The following is a 19,662-nucleotide window of genomic DNA, read 5'->3' as shown; positions in this document are numbered from 1 at the left end:
TGGATTGGGTGTGAGCTACTGGGCTGTCTTCGTTGCGCTCAGCTTGGCGCGCAGCGGCCGGAAGGCCTCCCGCAACTCTTCGCTGAACAATTGAGGTTGCTCCCAGGAAGCGAAGTGGCCACCCTTGTTAACCTGGTTGTAGTAGGAAAGTGATGGGTAAGCGCGTTGCGCCCAGCTTTTTGGCGCCTGATAGATCTCGTGCGGGAAGACCGTGATCGCCACCGGCACCTTGATGCTTGCGGTGTTCTGCGCGGCAGCGCTGAAATTGTTGTTGTTGTTTTCCCAGTAGAAACGCGATGACGATGCGCCTGCGTTCGTCAGCCAGTACAGGCTGATATCGTCCAGCATCTCGTCACGGGTCAATACCCGTTCAGGCTGACCATCACTGTCCGTCCACGCGGCGATTTTTTCGTACATCCACGCCGCAGTTCCGGTAGGCGAATCGGCCAGCAGGTAACCGATAGTCTGCGGGCGCGTCACCATCATCGCGCCGTATGCTGCATTGCGGCCGAAGAAGGTGCTCAAGGAATCAAACGCCTTGCGTTCAGGCTCAGTGAGCCCGTCAGGGGCCGGGTCACCACTATTGATCGGCTTGACCAATTCGGGCGGGATGGTGGCCGGCATGTTCAAGTGAATGCCCAACAGCCCCGGCGGATTCAGGCGGCCCAATGCATCCGATATGACCGAACCGTGATCTCCGCCCTGGGAAACATAGTGGGTATAACCCAGACGCTTGATGAGCACATCCCAAGCCTTCGCGACTCGATCCGGCCCCCAGCCCAATTCAGTTGGCTTACCGGAAAAACCGTGGCCCGGAATCGATGGAATGATCACGTCGAACGAATCTTCAACCCTACCGCCGTAAGCAACGGGATCCGTCAGCGGGCCGATCGTCTTCAGGAACTCAAACTGTGAGCCAGGCCATCCGTGTGTCAGAAGCAGCGGCATCGCGTTGGGGTTTGGCGAGCGAACATGGATGAATTGAATATCGACGCCGTCGATAGACGTGATGAATTCAGGCAGCGCATTGAGCTTCGCTTCAGCCTTGCGCCAGTCATAGCCGCTGCCCCAATACTTCACCAGCGCCTGGACCTGGGCCAACTGCACGCCTTGGGACACGTCATGGACGGTTTCTTTGTCCGGCCAGCGGGTCGCCGCAATGCGCTTTTTCAGATCGGTCAACTGCGCTTCATCGACGTGAATTCGATAAGGTCTAATCGATTCGGGACTGGTCGAGGCCGAGCTGGCAACTGACGCATCGGCGGCCGGGCCAGCAGCCCAGGCACCACCGCTGCCGGCTATCAGGGCCAACCCCAAAACACCCATTCTCACGGAAGAAGCCAGACAATGGCGCCAGGTGAAACCGAACGTAGCTACAGGCATTTTGAATTTCCTATAAGTCATTGGTCGACAACGTCGCGAAACGCGCAGAGGTAGCCGCGAGTTAAATGAGTCATCCATTGGAGAAGGTTTGCGCCTTCTCGATGGGTTCATTTAAAGCCCCGCTGGTATCCCGTATGTGTCATCAACCGACTTAAAGGAATCGCTGTGTATCTATCCAAAGCGCAGATACAAAACGATACAAATGCGCCAATCGCTGCTAAAGACAGGGTTCCACGTCGTGATCTAACCCCTGCCCATTCACGCCTTGATCGATTTGGGTATCGCGATACGGCTACTGGTCTTAATTTCGCGTAAAGCCAGACTGGACTGGATGGACGCAATACCCACCTGGCGCCTGAGCACCTGCTCGATAAAGTCACTGTAGCTATCAAGATCCTCTGCCAACACTTGCAGCACGTAATCGGCATCCCCGGTGATCTTGTGACAGGCCAACACTTCAGGCAGTTGAGCAATCACTGCCTCAAAAGCATCGGGAGCGTGGTCGGCGTGGGTGGAAAAACGGATGTGCACGAACGCCATGATATCCAGCCCCAGCATTCGTCGATCAAGGTTCGCCTGGTAGCCTTTAATCACGCCCGCCTCCTCCATTCTCTTACGCCGCCTCCAACAAGGTGTCAGGCTTAATGACAAGCGCTCACTGAGCTCAGAGTTGGAAATACCCGCATCCTCCTGCAGCAACGCGAGAATCGCCAGGTCGGTGTCGTCGAGACTGATGCGTTTGGATGTTTTTTTCTGCATTACGTCATTCCTGAGTAAAAATGCCCGAATAATCCAGTAAACCACGAAAACAAAGCAAAGAAAGCGCATCAGAGCCGGAACAGAATATTTGCACTGGCCCATATCAGCGGATGCGCACAATGTTTACAGTTTTCAGTGATTCCCACCGTTTGCACCACGGCACCGAATTGAAAGACGGCGTGCTCAAGCCGTCCTTCGAACAGCCCAGTCGGGCCGATACCGTCCACCATCGGGTCAAACAGGTAGGTCTTGGCCAGATCATCGAACCGCGAGCATTTGATCGGTCGTGCTATGTCAACGCGCACAGCGAGCGCTACGTAACATTTCTGGAATCTGCCTGGTCTGAATGGTGTGCAACCGGGCGCACCCACGATGCCTTGCCGCTGGTATGGCCAGTGCGTGATCTGGCCAACGAGCAAGTCCCGACGTTCATCGACGGCAAGCTGGGTTTTTACGCCATGGATGCCGGCTCACCCATTACCGCCACCACCTGGCAAGCGGTAAAAACCAGTGCCGATATCGCGCTGACCGGACTGGCGCTGATCGATGAAGGTCACGACAGTGCCTTTGCCCTATGCCGCCCACCCGGCCATCACGCAGCACGTGAATACATGGGCGGCTATTGCTATCTGAACAACGCAGCCATTGCCGCACAGCAGGCTATTACCCGAGGCGCCAAGCGTGTCGCGGTATTGGATGTCGACTTTCATCATGGCAACGGTACCCAGAATATTTTCTACGGGCGCAGTGACGTCATGTTTGTCTCGCTGCACGGCGAACCGACGGTGTCCTATCCGTACTACTCAGGCTACAGCCACGAAGTCGGCGCTGGTCACGGCGAAGGTTACAACCTGAACTATCCGCTGCCCAAGAACACCTCTTGGGAAAGCTACCGCAACGCCTTGCTCCACGCCTGCAAGAAACTCCAGCAATTTGCCCCTGACGTGCTGGTTATTTCACTGGGCGTCGACACCTTCAAGGACGACCCCATCAGCCACTTTTTGCTTGAAAGCGAAGACTTTATCGGCATCGGCGAGCTGATAGCCGGCGTGGGCTGCCCTGCCCTGTTTGTGATGGAGGGTGGCTACATGGTCGATGAAATCGGGATCAATGCAGTCAATGTGCTGCATGGTTACGAGAGCAAGCGGGCCTGAAACTCCGCAAACCACTACCGTCAGTAGCCATTACCTCTCTATCAAGGTCATGTGATTCCCACTTTTCTGCCAAAACTCAAAAACATAAAATCAAGAGGTTTTGTAATGAAATCGACTCCGTCCGAGCGGGTTGAACAGCCCGCGCTGCAGCGCACACTCAGCAATCGTCACATTCAGTTAATGGCCATGGGCGGTGCTATCGGGACAGGTCTGTTCATGGGTTCCGGGAAGATCATCGCCCTCTCCGGCACGTCGATCATCCTCATCTATATGATCATCGGTCTGTTCGTCTACTTCGTCATGCGTGCCATGGGCGAAATGTTACTTTCCAACTTGAGCTTCAAAACCTTCGCTGATTTTGCCGGTGCCTATCTTGGCCCACGCGCAGCATTCTTTCTCGGCTGGTCATATTGGCTAAGCTGGAGCGTTGCAGTGATAGGTGATGCAGTCGTGGTGGGTGGATTTTTTCAGTATTGGTTCCCTGATGTACCCGCCTGGATACCAGCCATCGGCATGCTGATAACACTGTTCGCCTTGAACGTGCTGACTGTCAGGCTCTTCGGTGAAGTGGAGTTCTGGTTCGCGATCATCAAAATCATTGCCGTCGTTGCCCTGATTGGGGTGAGCATGGTGCTGATTGCCAGCTCCTTTGTCTCACCCAGTGGCGTCACCGCGTCCCTGAACCACTTGCTGGATAAACAGGGCGCATTCCCCAACGGCTTGTTCGGTTTCTTTGCCGGGTTTCAGATGGCGATTTTCTCATTTGCGGGCACCGAGCTGATCGGCACCGCAGCCGCCGAAACGCGCTCTCCCGAAAAGACTTTGCCTAAAGCCATCAACTCGATTCCGCTCAGAATCATCTTGTTTTATGTGCTGGCACTGGCCTGCATTATTGCAGTGACTTCCTGGCAACAGGTTTCGCCCAACAAGAGCCCCTTCGTCGAGCTGTTTCTGGTTGCGGGGTTCCCCGCAGCGGCCGGTATTGTCAACTTTGTGGTGCTGACATCCGCCGCCTCATCGGCCAACAGTGGCGTATTTTCATCCAGCCGGATGCTGTTCGGACTGGCTAATCAGGACAACGCTCCGGGGATTTTCCGGCGTCTGTCGAGCAACAGCGTGCCTCTGCTGAGTTTGGCGTTCACCACCTTGTTGATGCTGCTGGGCGTGTTGTTGCTGTTCATCGTTCCAGAAGTCATGACCGCCTTCACCATCGTCTCTACCGTGTCAGCAATTCTGGTGATTTTCACTTGGTCGACGATCCTCGCGTCGTACATTGCCTATTGCAACAGGCGTCCTGACCTGCATGCAAAATCGACCTACAAGATGCCTGGCGGCGCACCGATGGCCTGGTTCTCTTTGGCGTTTCTGGGCTTTGTTCTTTGTCTGCTGGCGTTGAGACCCGACACCCGAATTGCCTTGATGGTCATGCCGGGGTGGTTCATATGGTTGGCAATTGCTTACCAGTTGACCTGTTCCAGAAAACCCAAGCCTGCTGACAGTTCGGCAAATCAATACAAACGCGAAGGCTTGGTTTAAGGGCTATGGCTTACCGCCCTCGTACCTCCTGGCGCGGAACTCCAAGGAGTACGAGGGAAATCTTGCTGAGGTTCAGCGACCAAGCAATCTTTTCAGCACCAGTAGAGCAACAGCCCCGATTGCCAGTGCAGCAACCGGCTTCTCTTTGACGAATGTAGAAACGCTGTCCAGTGCGTCGCCATAGGTTTGCGTCAGTTGACCCGCAGCTTGGCGTCCAGCGCCTTCGGCTTCCAACTTCGAATCGCCAAAAAGCTTCCCGACTGCGCTCTGCGCTTTGCCAGCAACCTTTTCTACAACGCCTTCTACCTGTTCGCTCTTCATGATTAACCAAACCTTCGTGTGTGATTGGGTAACCCAGGAAAACCCCGGGCTTGAGGCAACGTGCAAAGCGTTAGGTGGACAGGCTTAGTGATTAGTTCAAAGTTGATGAAGCTCACTTGGTCCAGATCAACCGATAAGTCTTCTTGCCTATAGCGGCATCGTGATAGGGATCTTCGCCCGGGACCTCTCGCGTGCGCACGCACGGGCGTCCCTCGCAGTCAATAATGGCAGCGTCACCACCCTGGCGTTTCAACGCTTCTATGTTTTGCTCAAGCACCGCTAACTCTCGTTGCCTTTGCGCAATCTCATCGGTGCTGGGGACCGCAAAGAAAAACAGCAACGCCAGAGGCAATACCACACCTAGATGAATGGCGAAGATGCTGAGCCAGAATCGACGCTTAAGGCTGTCACTGGCGGCCTGGTACTTTTGCGCCGCATCAAGCGCCGCGGCATCGGCCTGTTTGAACTTGCCAATCAAGTGCTCGGCCGCCTTTGAAGCCACTGAATCTGCGATCTGCGCCGCTGAAGCGCCCAGTATCGTCGGAATCTGTTGCAGGCTCTGCTCAACACGTTTTTCCAGATAGCCAAGACGCGCAATCGCCTGCTCAGCGGCTTTTCTGTCATTTTCCGCTGCGCTCATGATGCCCTTGGCAGCGACGGCCATGGCCCGCAGGCTCCGGTCATTCTCGTTCACGTGTTCGTCCATGGGTCATTACCTTCCATATTCGGGGCCGTCGCGGTGTTTGGGACGCTTCATGCTTCGCTCCAATGCAGGCACAGATCGCTCCAGCTGCGGACCGCTCATTTCCAGCTCCAGCCATTGCCTGTGCGGCATACTCAAATCACAGACGTCTCGCAGCTGAACAAAATGCATTGCTCCACCTGCGCCCATGACCAGAAGCACACCACCTGCGCCCACCGGGTCGTCAGCTTGAATATTGCGTAAAAATCGCAGGTATATCTGTGAACGCTCGCGCATCATCGGGTCGAGGCCGCGAACAGCTTCGCGCGCGGTTTGCTCCACGAGTCGTTCAAGGCTTCCCGCGGACAACGCCAAGTGTTCGTCGTCGAAGGCGTCCAGATAAGGCACGGCTCGCGAAACCAGAGGCGTGTCGGTGTCATTGGCGCCCACCTCCACATACCAGTGCAGGCTTCTGGACGTTTCGACCAATACCTGATTTTCACCTGCCAGGGCGGCCAGTAGTAAACGATGTCGTAGTCGTTCTTTTTTTAGGCTGGCGCCCTTCATCTTGAATTCGATCAAGCGCACGACACCTGGAAAACTCAGCAGTACGTCAGCCAGCTCTTTGTCTGCAGGCGTCTGCTGTAGCAGGTTGACCACGCTTGGGATCGAGGTGTTTGCGTCTAGACATGACCGCACGGCGAATCCGAGACCGTACAGGAAGTTTCCTATCACGACGTTTTCATAGAGTTTCTTCGTTCGGTGACGTTTGTTCTGATGACCAACATCATCCTGATCTTGCTGGTTCAACGGCACTCCGTTACTCCTGATGCTTGGGATGAAGGACCTTATATATCTGCAAAACCACCCGCCTCACTGCCTGTTCAATCGTACCTTCATTGCGACACATGACCCACCCCTGCTCCACAGCCGCTCGCTCAAACGCCTCGGTACACGCAACTTGCTCCTCCAGCTTAGACATCACCGTACTGCTCAACCCCCGCCGTCGTGCTGCCGCCCGCGCCCAGGATATTTGCGCCGCGGTGACAACCCCCACGTGCAGGTCCGGCACTTGCACCTGTCGATTAATGTTCAGCTCAAGAATGTCTGCAAAGGGTATCAACCGACGAAACCCAGCATCAGACGGGTACCAGCGATCCATCAGGATGATGCTGTCAGGTGGCTGCGCGGCCAGTACGTTTTGAGTAATCCAGCTGCGGCTGTCGGCAAAGCGCTCACACACCTCAAGTTCCAGATCCCGGCTGGGATCTCGGGCGAACGTGTTAACCAGAGCCATCGTTTGCGCTCGACAGGGATCGCTCTTGCGCTCGCACAGTCGCACGACCTTTATGTTGTCGGCCCTCAACGCTGTCGTAACGGCCTCCAACAGCGTGGTTTTACCGGTGCCTTTGGGGCCATCCATCGAAATAAGCAGCGCACGAGTCATACGGGCGCTGCATCATCGTTCAGGTTGTGCAGTTCCATGGAGCCTCGGGGTCTGTGCGGTTGGGCGAGTTGGCCTCCATTATGGGCAACCCTATTGCCCAATGCGAGGCTGGACTGGCCGACGTGCCCTCCCCGCGTCGACGGTCAGTCGTTCAGCATCCGGCTTTCCTGCACACCAGCCTCATACCTCAACGCCCATGGCGCAATCAACCGCTGCGGGGTCTGGCAGGCTTTGCGTTTAAACACGAAGTTGCGGCATTTCTCGGCAAACTGCTGGCGGTTTTCCACCATGTCGAGTCGCATCTGTGCCAGCTCCTGCTCGCGACAGCGTTCAACTTGCCGAGTATCCAGCGTGGCTTTACGTGTGCGTGCATGAAGGTACTTATCATCGGCCAACGCACTGTCGGCCTGTTGCAAAAGCCACAAGCCAAATGCTTGTGGGCAACGTGGTCCGATGGCCTGAACCATGCCGTACTGCTGGGCCTGAATGGCACTGATGGGCAGGCATTCTTCAGTGAGTTTGTGCGCGATTTCACTGCCCACGGCTCGTGGCAGGCTGTAGGTCCAGTATTCGGAGCCGTAGAGCCCCATGGTCTTGTAATGCGGGTTGAGCACTACGCCTTCGCGGGCCAGTACAATGTCGGCCGCCAGCGCCAGCATCACGCCGCCCGCGCCTGCGCTGCCGGTCAGGCCGCTGATCACCAGTTGCTTGGCGGTGAGCAGCTCCAGGCACACATCGTCGATGGCTTGAATGTTGGCCCAGGCTTCCAGCCCCGGCACCTCGGCGGCCTGGATGACGTTGAGGTGAACGCCATTGGAAAAGCTGCCGCGCCCGCCCTTGATCAGCAACACGTGGGTATCTCGCGCCTTGGCCCAGCGCAATGCAGCCACCAGGCGCTGGCATTGTTCGGTGCTCATGGCGCCGTTGTAGAACTCGAACGTCAGTTCGCCGATGTGGCCGAACTCTTGGTAGCGAATCGGTTGATAGACCCGCTCGTTGAGCGCCTGACAGGCGATTGAACTGTCCAGCACCGGCACGCCGGCCAACTGCTCAGCCAGAACATGCCGTGCTGGCCGCTTGAAGGTCTCTGGGCCTTTGGGCTTGAGCGAGCCGATCCACAGGCTGTGATCTCCAGCCGCTACCAACACAGCGTCGTCCTGTACCGCAAGGATTTCTCCTGGGGTGCCCTGCCGGGCGTCCAAGTGCGCGTCATAGACGTAATACTGACCGCCCAACAGGCTCGCCAACACGCCGGGCTGGCCATCGGCGGCGTCGATGCTGCGCTTGATAAAGCCTGCGCAATCGAACCAACTGAAGGTGCGGTCAGCCTGGCTCATGTTCGGCTGCAAGCGTCCGATGACGCTGGGTTGGGTGTAATCGAGCGGTGTCGGGACAAAGCCTTTGGCGAATTTCGCCACGACGTCACGGATGCAAACCATCGCGGCGTCGCTCACCAGGCCGTTGTACAGCTCGGATTTGCGCACCTGGTCGGGCATGTCGAACTCACAGGTGGACCAGATCGGCCCGGCGTCCATTTCCTCCACCGCTTGCAAGGCGGTGACGCCCCAACGGCGGGCCTGCCGGGTGATGGCCCAGTCCAGCGCACTGGCACCACGGTCACCAACGATGCCCGGATGGATGATCACCACCGGGCGCTGGGGATGGCTCCACAGTTGGTGCGGCACACGGTCCTTCAAAAAGGGGCAGATCACCAGGTCGGCGCCGGACGCCTCGACTTGCTGGCACACCGTGGCTTGATCGGTGAATACCACAACACTGGGGTCGTGACCCGCCTGGCGCAAATCCAGCCAGGCCCGTTGGGTTAAACCGTTGAATGCCGAGGATAACAACAGGATCTTCAGTGATCGCATGGCTGACTCTTCCTTGAGAATGTGTGACCAGAGCTGCTCGTTGAGCCGTCCCTGGCCATCGATAAGCGCCCAAGGTTATAGAGCGAGCCAGCCTCACCACCTGATCGAGATCAATAGATGAAAGCGGCTTATTTTTTCTGAATCACCGCGCAACCCACTCATCAAATGAACATGCCCTGCTCGGGTACGCCTTGTTAACCGTAACGGAGCCACGTTCATGTTCGAGAAACCGCATTACCTCATCAGTTTCATCCTCGATAACCAGCCACAAAGCCGCACGCTTGAGCACGATGCCGACACGCTGGATCCTCAATGGGCCGAGTCCCTGCTCAGGCAGCGCTTTGCAGAGCTCAAGGACGCGAAATTGAGCGACGTCCAGGTGCAAAAGCGCAACAAGCCCGCCGACGAAGGCCATGACATTCCGGGGCATTACCAGCAGCCCTGATTTATGAAAACGGGGGCTGCATCGTGGTTCTACGGTCGTGCAGTTGACAGCCCCCGGCAAAACTCAACAACCTGCACGTCTCACCGCCCTGCCCTGAGGCTGCCCTTGGACTATTTCACCGCGCTCACCGCCTTCATCGAAGCCGCCGAAGGCAACAATTTCTCGCGTGCCGCCGAGCGCTTGGGGATCAAGGCCTCAACGGTTTCACGCTATGTGAAGGACCTTGAGCAAGACCTGGGCATCGCGCTGTTCAACCGCTCCACACGCACGCTGCATCTGACCGAAGGCGGCCAGACCTTCCTGATACACGCACGCAGGGTGCTGGACGAACTGGAACACGCCAAGGCCGCCACGTCAGCGCTGAACCAGCATCCCCGGGGCGTGTTGAAACTCAACCTGCCACCGGCGTTTGCTCGCCATCACATCCTGCCGGCGTTGAATGACTTTCTGGTGCGCTACCCGCAAATCAGCGTGGAACTGGTGCTGGATAACACCCAGGTCAATTTGATTCATGCCGGCGTCGACTTAGCCATACGCATTGGCGAGCTGGCCGATTCGACGCTCAAGGCACGCAAGCTCAGCGACGGCCACTACCGCTTGGTGGTCAGCCCGGCGTTTGGCATACAGCACCCTCCTCCTTGCACGCCCACCGACCTGGCCGGTTTGCCTGCGGTGCTGGGCACGGCTACCACCGGCGATATCAGTTTTGTCTCTGCCGGCCGCGCGCTCCCGCTGCTGCATGACGGCGTTATTCGAATCAATGACCTGGATGCGCAACTGATCGCCGTGCGCCAAGGCTTGGGCTTTGCGCTGTTGCCCGACTGGCTGGTGGCGCGAAGTATCGAGGCCGGCGACTTGGTAGTGTGGCTACCGGAATGGCAGATCCAGGGCGTGGAGCGGGCGTTTGCGGTGTGGTTTGTCTACCCGCCCAAGCGCATTGTGTCGTCCAAGGTCCGGTGTTTTATCGACTTTATCGTTGAACGACTGGGCGAAACACCGGACTGGAAGTGACTCAACTGAAGCGGATATCCAGCGCACGCAAGTAGGTTTGCAGCCCCGCATCCTGAATCGGGATCAGGAACGCCTCGCTATCCGATTCATTAAAATGCGCATGCCAGTAACCCGGTGGCGTGACAAACGCCAGGCCGGGAGACCAGTCGACCCGCTGCGGGTTACGAATTTGCCCATCCGCGCCCAGCTCGGTGCCCACCAATGAATAACAGCCCGTGGGGCAATCAATAATGAAGTCCAGTGCAATCGACTGATGCCGATGGGGTTTCTGCACCGATCCCGCCGGCAGAATCCCGTACATGGCCCACAGCACGTGGGTCACCGTGCGCGTCTGCGGGAAATGACGGTTGCCCAGCAGGATGCTGATGCGGCTGCGGTCCTGTGCCCTGGGATCATCGGCCGCTTCACGCAACTTCGCGTTGGCCAGTGCTGCTGGGTACAGGGTTGGCGCAAAGCGATCGGCGCGGGGTGTCACCCCCAGGTAACGCAGCAACGGCTCATCGTGAACATAGTAAAGACGTGCATCCTCGCGGGCACTGAAGTGCGCTTGCTGTAATCCCGGCAGGGCGATAAAGCAGCCCTTGGACCATTGAATCTCATACTCCCCCTGAACCACGCTGCCCTCCCCGGCAATCACGTAGAACACCTGGGAAGTGGCGTTGGGTTGCAGGGTCAGCGTGTCGCCACGGTTAAGGCGCATGAAGTTCGCGCATAGCCCGGGGCCTGTCGCAGGGCCTTCGCAGCCCAAGGCGTCGCTGAGGTCCAGCGGTACCACGCGGGAGGGGCCACTGTCATACAGCGAGGCCGGAAAGCTGTGGTAGGGAATACGGGAAATCAGGTTGGCACTGATGGGATTTGCCGCCTTGCTGTACTCGAAGTACTCGGCGTCCACTTGGTTGATATCAGTCAGTGCGGGGTCGAATTCACGGTTCATCAGGCTCACCTCAGTCTTGGGCTGGATCGCGCAGCACGGTTGAAGCGCTGCACGGGCTAAGTGGACTATAGGCATTGCCCACTGGCGGATGAATGCCTGTAACGGCACAGCAGTTATGCGAAACGGGGCAGTTAACGCAATTGGAACCAGGTGGTTTTCAACTGCGTGTACTTATCAAACGAATGCAGCGACAAATCGCGCCCGAACCCCGACTGTTTGCCGCCGCCAAACGGCACGGTCACATCCAGGGCGTCAATGGTGTTGACCGACACGGTACCGGCATTCAGGGCACGCGCCACGCGATGCGCACGGTTCAGGTCATCACTCCACACCGATGCCGCCAGGCCGTAGAGGCTGTCGTTGGCTTGCTGTATGGCCTGTTCTTCGGTATCGAAGGCGCTCACCGCCAGCACGGGGCCAAACACCTCCTCACGGGAAAGGCGCATGTCAGCGGTGACGTTGGCGAATATCGTCGGCTGGATGAAGTTTGAACAACCCTCAATGTTCAACTGTTGGCCACCGGTCAACAGCATGGCACCGTCTGCGTGCGCCTGGCCGATGGCTTGCATGATGCGTGCGGTTTGCCCGCTGTCGACAATTGCACCGGCGGCGCTGGCGGGGTTGAGTGGGTTGCCGGGCATCCAGGCACGGGATTTGTCGATCAAACGCTCGATGAATTCGTCGTGGATGCAGCGTTGCACATAGAGGCGCGAATTGGCCGAACACACCTCGCCCTGGTTGAAGAAAATCCCAAAGGCCGCCTTCTGCGCCGCCAGGTCCAGGTCCTGACAGTCTGCAAACACCAGATTCGGGCTCTTGCCGCCACACTCCAGCCACACCTGCTTGAGGTTGGACTGCGCGGAGTACTGCATGAAGTACTTGCCCACTTGGGTCGAGCCGGTAAACACCAGGCAATCGACGTCCGGGTGCAACCCCAGGGCCTTGCCGGCGCCCTCGCCCAAGCCTGGCACCACGTTCAGCACGCCCTCGGGCATACCCGCCTCCAACGCCAGTTGGGCCAGGCGCAGGGCGGAAAATGGCGATTGTTCGGCGGGCTTGAGCACCACGCTGTTGCCTGCCGCCAAAGCAGGGGCCAGTTTCCAGGCGGCCATGTCCAGCGGGAAATTCCACGGCACCACCGCTGCAATCACGCCCAATGCTTCGCGGGTGATGGTCGCCAACGCGTTGTGGGCAGTCGGCGCGACCTGATCGTAAATTTTGTCCAGGGCTTCACCGTACCAGGCAAAAACATGGGCCGCGCCGGGCACGTCGACGTTATAGGCGTCCATTACCGGCTTGCCCATGTTCAGGGAGTCCAGCAGTGCGAGTTCTTCGCGGTGGGTCATCAACAGGTCGGCGAGTTTGATCAGGACTTTTTTGCGTTCGCCTGGAGGTATGCGTCGCCAGGGGCCGTTGTCAAAGGCGCGGCGTGCGGAGCGTACTGCCAAGTCCACTTCAACCTCACCGCAGGCGGCGACACGTGCAAGGAGCTGGTTGGTCGCCGGGTTGATGGCGTCAAAGGTCGCCCCGGACAGTGCATCTACGGGCCGGCCGTCGATCAGGGCGGTGCTGATGAAGGTTTGGCGGGCAGCGCGTTGCTGCCAGTAGTCGAGGTTGAACATGCTGTACTCCTGAATTGGGCTGTAAGGCTTTTGTAGGAGCGAGCTTGCTCGCGAAAAACTCACAGGCGCCGCGTTCATCCAGGAAGCAAGCGTTATCGTTGACGTTTTTCGCGAGCAAGCTCGCTCCTACAGATGAACCGAGTTGGGGCCTGTTTATTCGGCCATTTGCAGGTCCGGCATGCGTACCCGGAACCCTCGGGTGAGGCACAGCAAACACAGCAGCCCCAGGGCCATCCAGCACAGGCCGATGGTGAACGACAGGCCGGACAGGCTCGTCCACAACCATAGCGTGCTGAGAAACCCCAGGCCCGGCAGCGCGGCGTACAGCAGATAGTTGCGTGTACCGCGCAGCTTCTGGTCGCCCAGGTAATGTTTGATCACGGCCAGGTTCACCGCCGAAAACGCGAACAGCGCGCCAAAGCTGATCATGTTGGCCACGGTGTCCAGGCTGATAAACAGCGCAATCAGCGAAAACAGGCTGACCAGCATGATCGCGTTGGCCGGTACGCGCTTTTTCGTCACCAGCTTTCCGAATACTCTGGGCAATGCGCCGTCGCGGCCCATGGCGAATAGCACGCGGGACACGCTGGCCTGGGAGACCATCGCGGAGGCGAAACAGCCCGCCACATAGGTGGCGGTAAACGCACTCACCAGCAGCTCGCCGCCGACCCGGCGCATCACATCGACCGAAGCCGAGTCGGGATCGGCAAAACTATTCCATTCCGGGAAGACCATCTGGGCGCAATACGACACCACCAGAAACAGCAACCCACCGATCAGCGACACCGCCATGATCGCCTGCGGAATGGTACGGCGCGGGTCAGGTGTCTCCTCAGCCATGGTCGACACGGCATCGAAGCCCAGGAACGACAAGCACAGCACCGCCGCGCCGGTCATGATCAGCGGCACACTGAAGCCTTCATGGTGAAACGGCTTGAGCAGCGACACCGGCTCGGCTTGCCCGCTGAGGTTGTGGATCGACAACGCCACGAACACCACGATGAACACCAGTTGGGCCACGATCAGCACCCAATTGACCCGGGTAATCGACTCGATACCCACCAGATTCAGCGCCGTCACCAGGGCAATGGAGCCCAATACCCATACGGCGGTGGGCACGGTAGGAAAGTATTCGGACAAGTAGATGCCGATCAGCAAATAGCTGAGTAGCGGCAGGAAGATGTAGTCCAGCAGCAAGGTCCAGCCGGCGATAAAGCCGAAGGAGGCGCCAAACGCCTTGCGTGTGTAGGTGTAGACCGAGCCCGAATACGGGTGCGCCTTGACCATGCACCCATAGCTGTAGGCCGTCAGCAGCATGGCAGCCAGGGTCAACAGATAGGCAGTGGGCAGGTGCCCTTTGGTCATCTGGGTCACCAGACCGTAGGTGGTGAACACCGCCAGCGGCACCATATACGCCAGGCCGAACAGTACAAGCCCGACAAGGCCCAGGGGTTGTCGAAAGCGGCGCGATGAGGTTGGTTGGGTTGGGGTTTGATGGACGGGAGTATCGGCTACGTTTGTTATTGTATTCATTGCTGACTCCTGGAAAGTGGAATGCAGGGCGCCGCGGCGTTCGATCAAATCGACACCTTTGATGAGTCATCCATTGGGAGCGGTGGGCAGGCCGCTATGGGCCGCCCACCCTGTTCAACCGAAGCGGCATGCGGGGGCTCAGCCCTTCACAGTTTTCCCGCGATCCGTGCGGTGCGGTCCACCGCAATGCGGGTCTTGTCGACCAGTTCATCGAGCTCCGCGCGGCTGGCCACCAGGGCCGGCGCCATGATCATGCGGCCCAGGGTCGAGCGAATGATCACGCCTTCTTCAAAGCCAAAAGTGCGGCATTGCCAGGCCAGGTCGTTTTCATTGGCAAAGCGCTTGCGCGTGCCCTTGTCCTCGACAAACTGCAAGGCTGCCAGCAGGCCGGTGCCCTGGATCTCGCCGATCAGCGGGTGGTTGCCAAAGACTTCGTGCAGGAGCTTGTGCAAATACGGCCCGGTGTCGTCCTTCACCTGGCGCACGATCCCTTCGTCACGCAGGGCCTTGAGGTTGGCCAGGGCCACCGCCGCCGCAACCGGGTGCCCGGAATACGTCAGTCCATGGGCAAACACCCCGCCCCGCTCCACCAGGGCTTCGGCCATGCGCTTGCTCAATACCAAACCGCCCATGGGCAGGTAACCGGAGGTCAGGCCCTTGGCGATCGACAACGTGTCGGGTTCGAAGCCGAAATGCTGATGGGCAAACCACTCACCTGTACGGCCGAAACCGCCAATCACTTCATCAGCGCACAGCAGCACATCGTATTGGCGACAGATGCGCTGGATCTCTGGCCAATAGCTTTCTGGGGGGAAAATCATGCCGCCGGCGCCCTGGAAAGGTTCAGCGATAAAACCGGCGACGTTTTGCGCGCCCAACGCCAGGATCTTTTCTTCCAGTTGCAGAGCGCAGCGCCGCCCGAACTCGGCCGGGGTCAACTCACCGCCCTGGGCGTACCAATAAGGCTCGTCAATGTGCGCGACGTCCGGGATCAAGCCGCCCATTTCATGCATGAATTTCATGCCGCCCAGGGCAGACGCCGCCAGGGTGGAGCCGTGATAGCCATTCCAGCGACCGATCATGATCTTCTTCTGCGGCTTGCCGAGCACTTGCCAGTAGCGGCGCACGGTGCGGATCAGCACCTCGTTGGCTTCGGAACCGGAGTTGGTGTAGATCACATGGCTGTAGTGCCCTGGCAACAGGCTGAACAGCAACTCGGACAGCTCGATCACCGCCGGATGGGTGGTGTGGAAGAACATGTTGTAGTACGCCAACTGATCCATCTGCGCAGCCGCCGCAGCGGTCAGGTCCTTGCGGCCATAACCCAATTGCGTACACCACAGGCCCGACATCCCGTCCAGGTAACGCTTACCCTCGCTGTCCCACAGGTACAGGCCCTCACCACGGACCATTACGCGGGGGCCTTCGGCATTCAGCGCCTTTTGATCCACAAAGGCATGGATATGGTGGGCCGCGTCCGAGGCCTGATAGTCCCGGGTCTGGCGTTGCGGTTCAAAGGGTAGGTTCATGGCTTTTTCTCTTGTTGTGGGTAGTCATGCAGCCGGTCAACGGCCTTTGCTCATGTAGCGTTCAAGGGGGTCTTTGCTCAGCCCACCCTGGGCCTCGGCCAGCGAGTCGATAAACAGGGAAAACAGTTCCGATTGCGTGCCGATGTCGAGCTTGCTGTAGATGTGCTTGCGGTGGGACTTGATGGTGTCTTCGGAGACCCCGAGGCGCTCGGCCAGCGAACGTGTGGAGTGGCCGCGCAGGATCAACTGGGTGATCCGGCATTCGCGTTCGGTGAGCAGCGAGGAGCCGAAGTTGTTGAGTGCCGAGTGAATACGCTGTTCCAACAGGCTTTCGAAACGCGCGCCCTGAGTCTCCAGGCCGACGAAGTGCTTGCCCAGCACCGCCAGTACCCAAGGTGCTATGCGCTTGAATTGCTCGGTGGTGGTCGCGTCGAGCTTCTGCGTAAAGGCCAGCGACACCGCCAGGCTCAAGCCGTTGCTGGCCTGCAGGATGTAGTTGAGCTCATCCTCCAGGTGCGAATGCCGGTAAAACGACTGGTAGTACTCGCTGTGCTCGAAGTGATCGGGGGCTACGTCGGCGAGGTCGTAGCAGCCGGAAGCCGCCCCCTCCACGCAGGCGCCGTAGAACGGGTCGAGCAAGTAAAACCCGGAGAGGTACTGGCGCACATTGCCCTGGGGCAGCCATGGCCCGTCCAGTTCGAACACTGCGCTGGGCATGCCGTCGTGGGGGTACAGGTACAAGGTCGTGGCCTGAATGGGGCGGATACACCCCAGGGCATCGAACAACGTGGCGGCAAACCCCGCGTGCCCGATGCTCTCGGTCACCCTGGCTATCTGTTCGAACCACTGGGCTGAAGACAGTCGATCATTATCCACTTCGAAGACTCGCCGTCATAACGGTTGGGTGCGACACCAGGTCACTGGCGCCGGGAACTGAAGTGATAGTCCCACACCCGCAAAGTCATCGAAATCACCCCTTAGGGTGAGGGAGTGCGCGCAAACCTCGGAATCGCCAAGCCCAGGCTTTCGCGCAAGGTCGAGCCCTCGTAGGCCGTGCGATAAACACCGCGCTCTTGCAGCAAAGGGATCACCTCCTGAGTAAAGCGATCAAATTGCCCAGGGTGCCCGATGTAGATATTGAACCCGTCTACCGCCCGTGCCTCGAACCAATCCGCCATTTTGTGCGCCACCGTGGCGGCGCTGCCCACGAACGCGCCTGGGCGCAATTGCCGGCCAAATTCGACGGCCTGGCGCAGGGTAAAGCCCTTTTCCCGGGCCTGGTCGGCGATGCGTTTGGCAGCAGTGAAAAAACTGCTGCGCGCCGCCTCCAGGCTCTCTTGTGGGAATGGCGCATCCAGGTCGTACTGGCTGAAATCATGCCAGCCAAAATTGCGCCCGAACTCCTTGAGTGCCTGCGCAAAACTGTGGTCGAGCTGATGATAGTGCTGCTCGATTTCCCGGGCATGGGCATCGGTGTCGCCCACGTAGATTTCCGCTCCGGGCATGATCAGGACCTGTTCCGGATCGCGCCCCCGTTGTGCCGCCCTGCCCTTGATATCCCGGTAAAACGCCTGGCCCTGCTCGATACTGGCCGCGTGGGTGAAGATCACATCGGCGGTGGCGGCGCCCAGGTCGCGGCCTTGCTCAGAGTCTCCGGCCTGGAAAATCACCGGCTGGCCTTGGGGCGAGCGCTGGATATTCAGCGGGCCCACCACCGAGAAGTGTTCGCCCTGATGATTCAGGCTGTGCAGCTTGCTCGGGTCGAGAAACTGCCCGGTGGCACGGTTGCGCACAAACGCATCGTCTTCGTAGGAGTTCCACAACCCCTGTACCACCTGAACGTGTTCGGCGGCGCGACCGTAGCGGGTGGCGTAGTCGTAGTGTTCGTCGCGGCTGTAATTGCCGGCGGTACCGGCATCGCCACTGGTCACCACGTTCCAGCCGGCGCGGCCTTTGCTGATCAGGTCCAGGGAGGCCAGGCGCCGGGCGACGTTATACGGCGAGTTATACGAGGTGGTCAGCGTACCGACCAGGCCGATATGCCGGGTGCTCACGGCCAGTGCCGACAGCAACGTCAACGGCTCCAGGCGATTGAGGTAATGGGAAGGCGAACCTTCGGTGATGAACTGGCTGTCGACGATAAACATCAGGTCGAACAGTGCGGCCTCAGCCTGGCGCGCAATCTCGATGTACCAATCGACGTTGACGCTGGCATCGGTCGGCAATTGCGGGTCAAGCCACAGGTTATGGCGGCCCGGCCCACCGCAGCCCATGGTCAGGGCGCCCAGTTTGAGCTGTCTTTTAGTCATTGCGCAGGTCGTCCTTCAAGCGTTCAGGGCTGGGTGGTGGCGACGGCGGGCTGCAAGGCGGCCGCGAATGAAGGGTCGAACAACGTGTCAGCCGAGTAAGACTTGACCAGGCCCAGGCCGGCAAAAAAGTCCACGGTCTTTTGCGCCTCAATGGGCGCCTGAGGCGTCAGCGGCTCGACGGTGGTGCGCGCACGGGCAAACCAGACGCGGGCGATGTCGGCATCCGCGCGGGTGCGCTTGGCCCAGGCATCGGCATACGCGTTGGCGTTGGCCGGGCTTTGGCGCGCCCAGTCACGGGCTTTTTTAAGGCGCTGGAGAAAGTCACTGATGGGTTCACGCTTGGCCTCCACAGCACTGGCGTTGGCGGCAATGAAACTCTGGGCCGGAATCAGGTCTTCAGCGGTTGCCAACACCCGCGCACCTTGGCGCTCCTGTTGCGTGACGTAGGGTTCCCAGGTGGCGATCACGTCAACCGCACCGCCTTCCAGCGCGTGGGAAGCATCCAGGGCGCTGAGGTAGCGCCATTGCAGCGAATCCCGTGCAACCCCGGCCTTGTCCAGTGCAGTCAGCAACAGTTGCTGGCTCCAGGAACCTTTCCAGATCGCGGCGCGCTTGCCTGCCAGATCGGCCAGGCTGTGGATCGACGAGTCCTTTTTTACCAGGATGGCCACGCCGTCGAGATTCTGCCGGCTCACGGCGATCACCTTGATCGGTGCACCCAGGGCGCCCAGGAACAACACCGGGGCATCCCCGAGCAGGCCCAGGTCCAGGCTGCCAACGTTGAGCGCTTCGGCCACCGGTGACCCGGCGGTGAACTGTTTCCAGTCCAGCGTATAAGGCAGATCATCCAGCACCCCCGCCGCTTCCATCACGGCCTGGGCGTTGTAGCTCTGGTCGCCGACCACCAGGGTTTGCGCCTGCGCCGTCAGGCACAGCAATGAGGCGACCAATCCAGCCGCCAGGGTTTTGAGGTAACGCACGTTCGTCTCCAGATGCCTTGTGAGGCATTCAAATCGATCCGCGCGTACGGTCTCGGTTTTATAAGGTCATTTGTTGTCAGGGGTATTTTTGCGGTGTTGAAGGTGGGATGTAAAATACTGATAACGCATAACCTAATTCAATAATA

The 19,662-nt window shown here is 58.9% G+C and carries 18 protein-coding genes; 4 read left to right on the top strand and 14 right to left on the bottom strand.

Annotated features, from left to right (window positions below):
• Nucleotides 1-15 precede the first annotated feature (15 nt).
• Nucleotides 16-1,383: an epoxide hydrolase family protein gene (locus QK296_RS16025; protein WP_282391082.1), complete on the bottom strand. Its 1,368-nt coding sequence runs from the start codon at nt 1,381-1,383 to the stop codon at nt 16-18.
• Between the two features lie 258 nt (nt 1,384-1,641).
• Nucleotides 1,642-2,142 carry an Lrp/AsnC family transcriptional regulator gene (locus QK296_RS16020; protein WP_034135636.1) on the bottom strand — a complete coding sequence of 167 codons (501 nt, stop codon included), beginning with the start codon at nt 2,140-2,142 and terminating at the stop codon, nt 1,642-1,644.
• Between the two features lie 119 nt (nt 2,143-2,261).
• On the opposite strand from QK296_RS16020, the gene QK296_RS16015 reads away from it, so the two are divergent.
• Nucleotides 2,262-3,296 (top strand): histone deacetylase family protein, encoded by a 1,035-nt coding sequence (locus QK296_RS16015; RefSeq protein ID WP_069557530.1) that lies wholly within the window; start codon nt 2,262-2,264, stop codon nt 3,294-3,296.
• Nucleotides 3,297-3,401: 105 nt separating this feature from the next.
• Nucleotides 3,402-4,832: an amino acid permease gene (locus tag QK296_RS16010; protein ID WP_137203733.1), complete on the top strand. Its 1,431-nt coding sequence runs from the start codon at nt 3,402-3,404 to the stop codon at nt 4,830-4,832.
• 72 nt (nt 4,833-4,904) lie between these two features.
• Here the strand turns inward: QK296_RS16010 and QK296_RS16005 are convergent, their stop codons facing one another.
• The 5 genes from QK296_RS16005 to QK296_RS15985 all read right to left on the bottom strand — a co-directional run bounded on the left by QK296_RS16005 (nt 4,905) and on the right by QK296_RS15985 (nt 9,153).
• Nucleotides 4,905-5,153, bottom strand: coding sequence for a CsbD family protein (locus QK296_RS16005; RefSeq protein ID WP_014718439.1), 249 nt, complete (start codon nt 5,151-5,153; stop codon nt 4,905-4,907).
• Between the two features lie 112 nt (nt 5,154-5,265).
• Nucleotides 5,266-5,859, bottom strand: a complete 594-nt coding sequence (locus QK296_RS16000) for a hypothetical protein (protein ID WP_282391081.1) — start codon at nt 5,857-5,859, stop codon at nt 5,266-5,268.
• Between the two features lie 6 nt (nt 5,860-5,865).
• On the bottom strand, nt 5,866-6,645 hold the full coding sequence (locus tag QK296_RS15995; RefSeq protein WP_137203734.1) for a hypothetical protein: 780 nt from the start codon (nt 6,643-6,645) through the stop codon (nt 5,866-5,868).
• A 10-nt stretch (nt 6,646-6,655) separates the two neighbouring features.
• Complete coding sequence (locus QK296_RS15990) at nt 6,656-7,282, bottom strand: dTMP kinase (protein ID WP_282391080.1); 627 nt, start codon at nt 7,280-7,282, stop codon at nt 6,656-6,658.
• Nucleotides 7,283-7,425: 143 nt separating this feature from the next.
• On the bottom strand, nt 7,426-9,153 hold the full coding sequence (locus QK296_RS15985; RefSeq protein ID WP_282391079.1) for a hydrogenase maturation protein: 1,728 nt from the start codon (nt 9,151-9,153) through the stop codon (nt 7,426-7,428).
• Between the two features lie 217 nt (nt 9,154-9,370).
• Between QK296_RS15985 and QK296_RS15980 the strand changes: the two genes are divergently transcribed.
• Nucleotides 9,371-9,598: a hypothetical protein gene (locus tag QK296_RS15980; RefSeq protein WP_003191203.1), complete on the top strand. Its 228-nt coding sequence runs from the start codon at nt 9,371-9,373 to the stop codon at nt 9,596-9,598.
• A gap of 105 nt (nt 9,599-9,703) precedes the next feature.
• Nucleotides 9,704-10,609 carry a LysR family transcriptional regulator gene (locus QK296_RS15975; protein WP_282391078.1) on the top strand — a complete coding sequence of 302 codons (906 nt, stop codon included), beginning with the start codon at nt 9,704-9,706 and terminating at the stop codon, nt 10,607-10,609.
• 1 nt (nt 10,610) lies between these two features.
• Here the strand turns inward: QK296_RS15975 and QK296_RS15970 are convergent, their stop codons facing one another.
• The 7 genes from QK296_RS15970 to QK296_RS15940 all read right to left on the bottom strand — a co-directional run bounded on the left by QK296_RS15970 (nt 10,611) and on the right by QK296_RS15940 (nt 19,516).
• A complete protein-coding gene (locus tag QK296_RS15970; protein WP_003191199.1) occupies nt 10,611-11,543 on the bottom strand; it encodes a cupin in 933 nt (310 codons plus the stop codon).
• 131 nt (nt 11,544-11,674) lie between these two features.
• Nucleotides 11,675-13,165, bottom strand: a complete 1,491-nt coding sequence (locus tag QK296_RS15965; protein ID WP_282391077.1) for an aldehyde dehydrogenase — start codon at nt 13,163-13,165, stop codon at nt 11,675-11,677.
• Nucleotides 13,166-13,318: 153 nt separating this feature from the next.
• A complete protein-coding gene (locus tag QK296_RS15960; RefSeq protein WP_034135626.1) occupies nt 13,319-14,698 on the bottom strand; it encodes an APC family permease in 1,380 nt (459 codons plus the stop codon).
• 146 nt (nt 14,699-14,844) lie between these two features.
• Complete coding sequence (locus tag QK296_RS15955; RefSeq protein WP_282391076.1) at nt 14,845-16,227, bottom strand: aspartate aminotransferase family protein; 1,383 nt, start codon at nt 16,225-16,227, stop codon at nt 14,845-14,847.
• A gap of 36 nt (nt 16,228-16,263) precedes the next feature.
• Entirely contained in the window at nt 16,264-17,103 is an 840-nt protein-coding gene (locus QK296_RS15950; protein ID WP_169856881.1) for a helix-turn-helix transcriptional regulator, read from the bottom strand.
• A gap of 101 nt (nt 17,104-17,204) precedes the next feature.
• Entirely contained in the window at nt 17,205-18,536 is a 1,332-nt protein-coding gene (locus tag QK296_RS15945; protein WP_282391075.1) for an LLM class flavin-dependent oxidoreductase, read from the bottom strand.
• A gap of 23 nt (nt 18,537-18,559) precedes the next feature.
• A complete protein-coding gene (locus QK296_RS15940) occupies nt 18,560-19,516 on the bottom strand; it encodes an ABC transporter substrate-binding protein (protein ID WP_003191188.1) in 957 nt (318 codons plus the stop codon).
• Nucleotides 19,517-19,662 lie beyond the last annotated feature (146 nt).

It is taken from the genome of Pseudomonas sp. AL10 (assembly GCF_029960685.1).
In the GTDB taxonomy this organism is placed as follows: domain Bacteria; phylum Pseudomonadota; class Gammaproteobacteria; order Pseudomonadales; family Pseudomonadaceae; genus Aquipseudomonas; species Aquipseudomonas lactis.
Note: the sequence above shows the minus strand (reverse complement) of the source record. Positions and strands in the feature narration are given on the sequence as shown.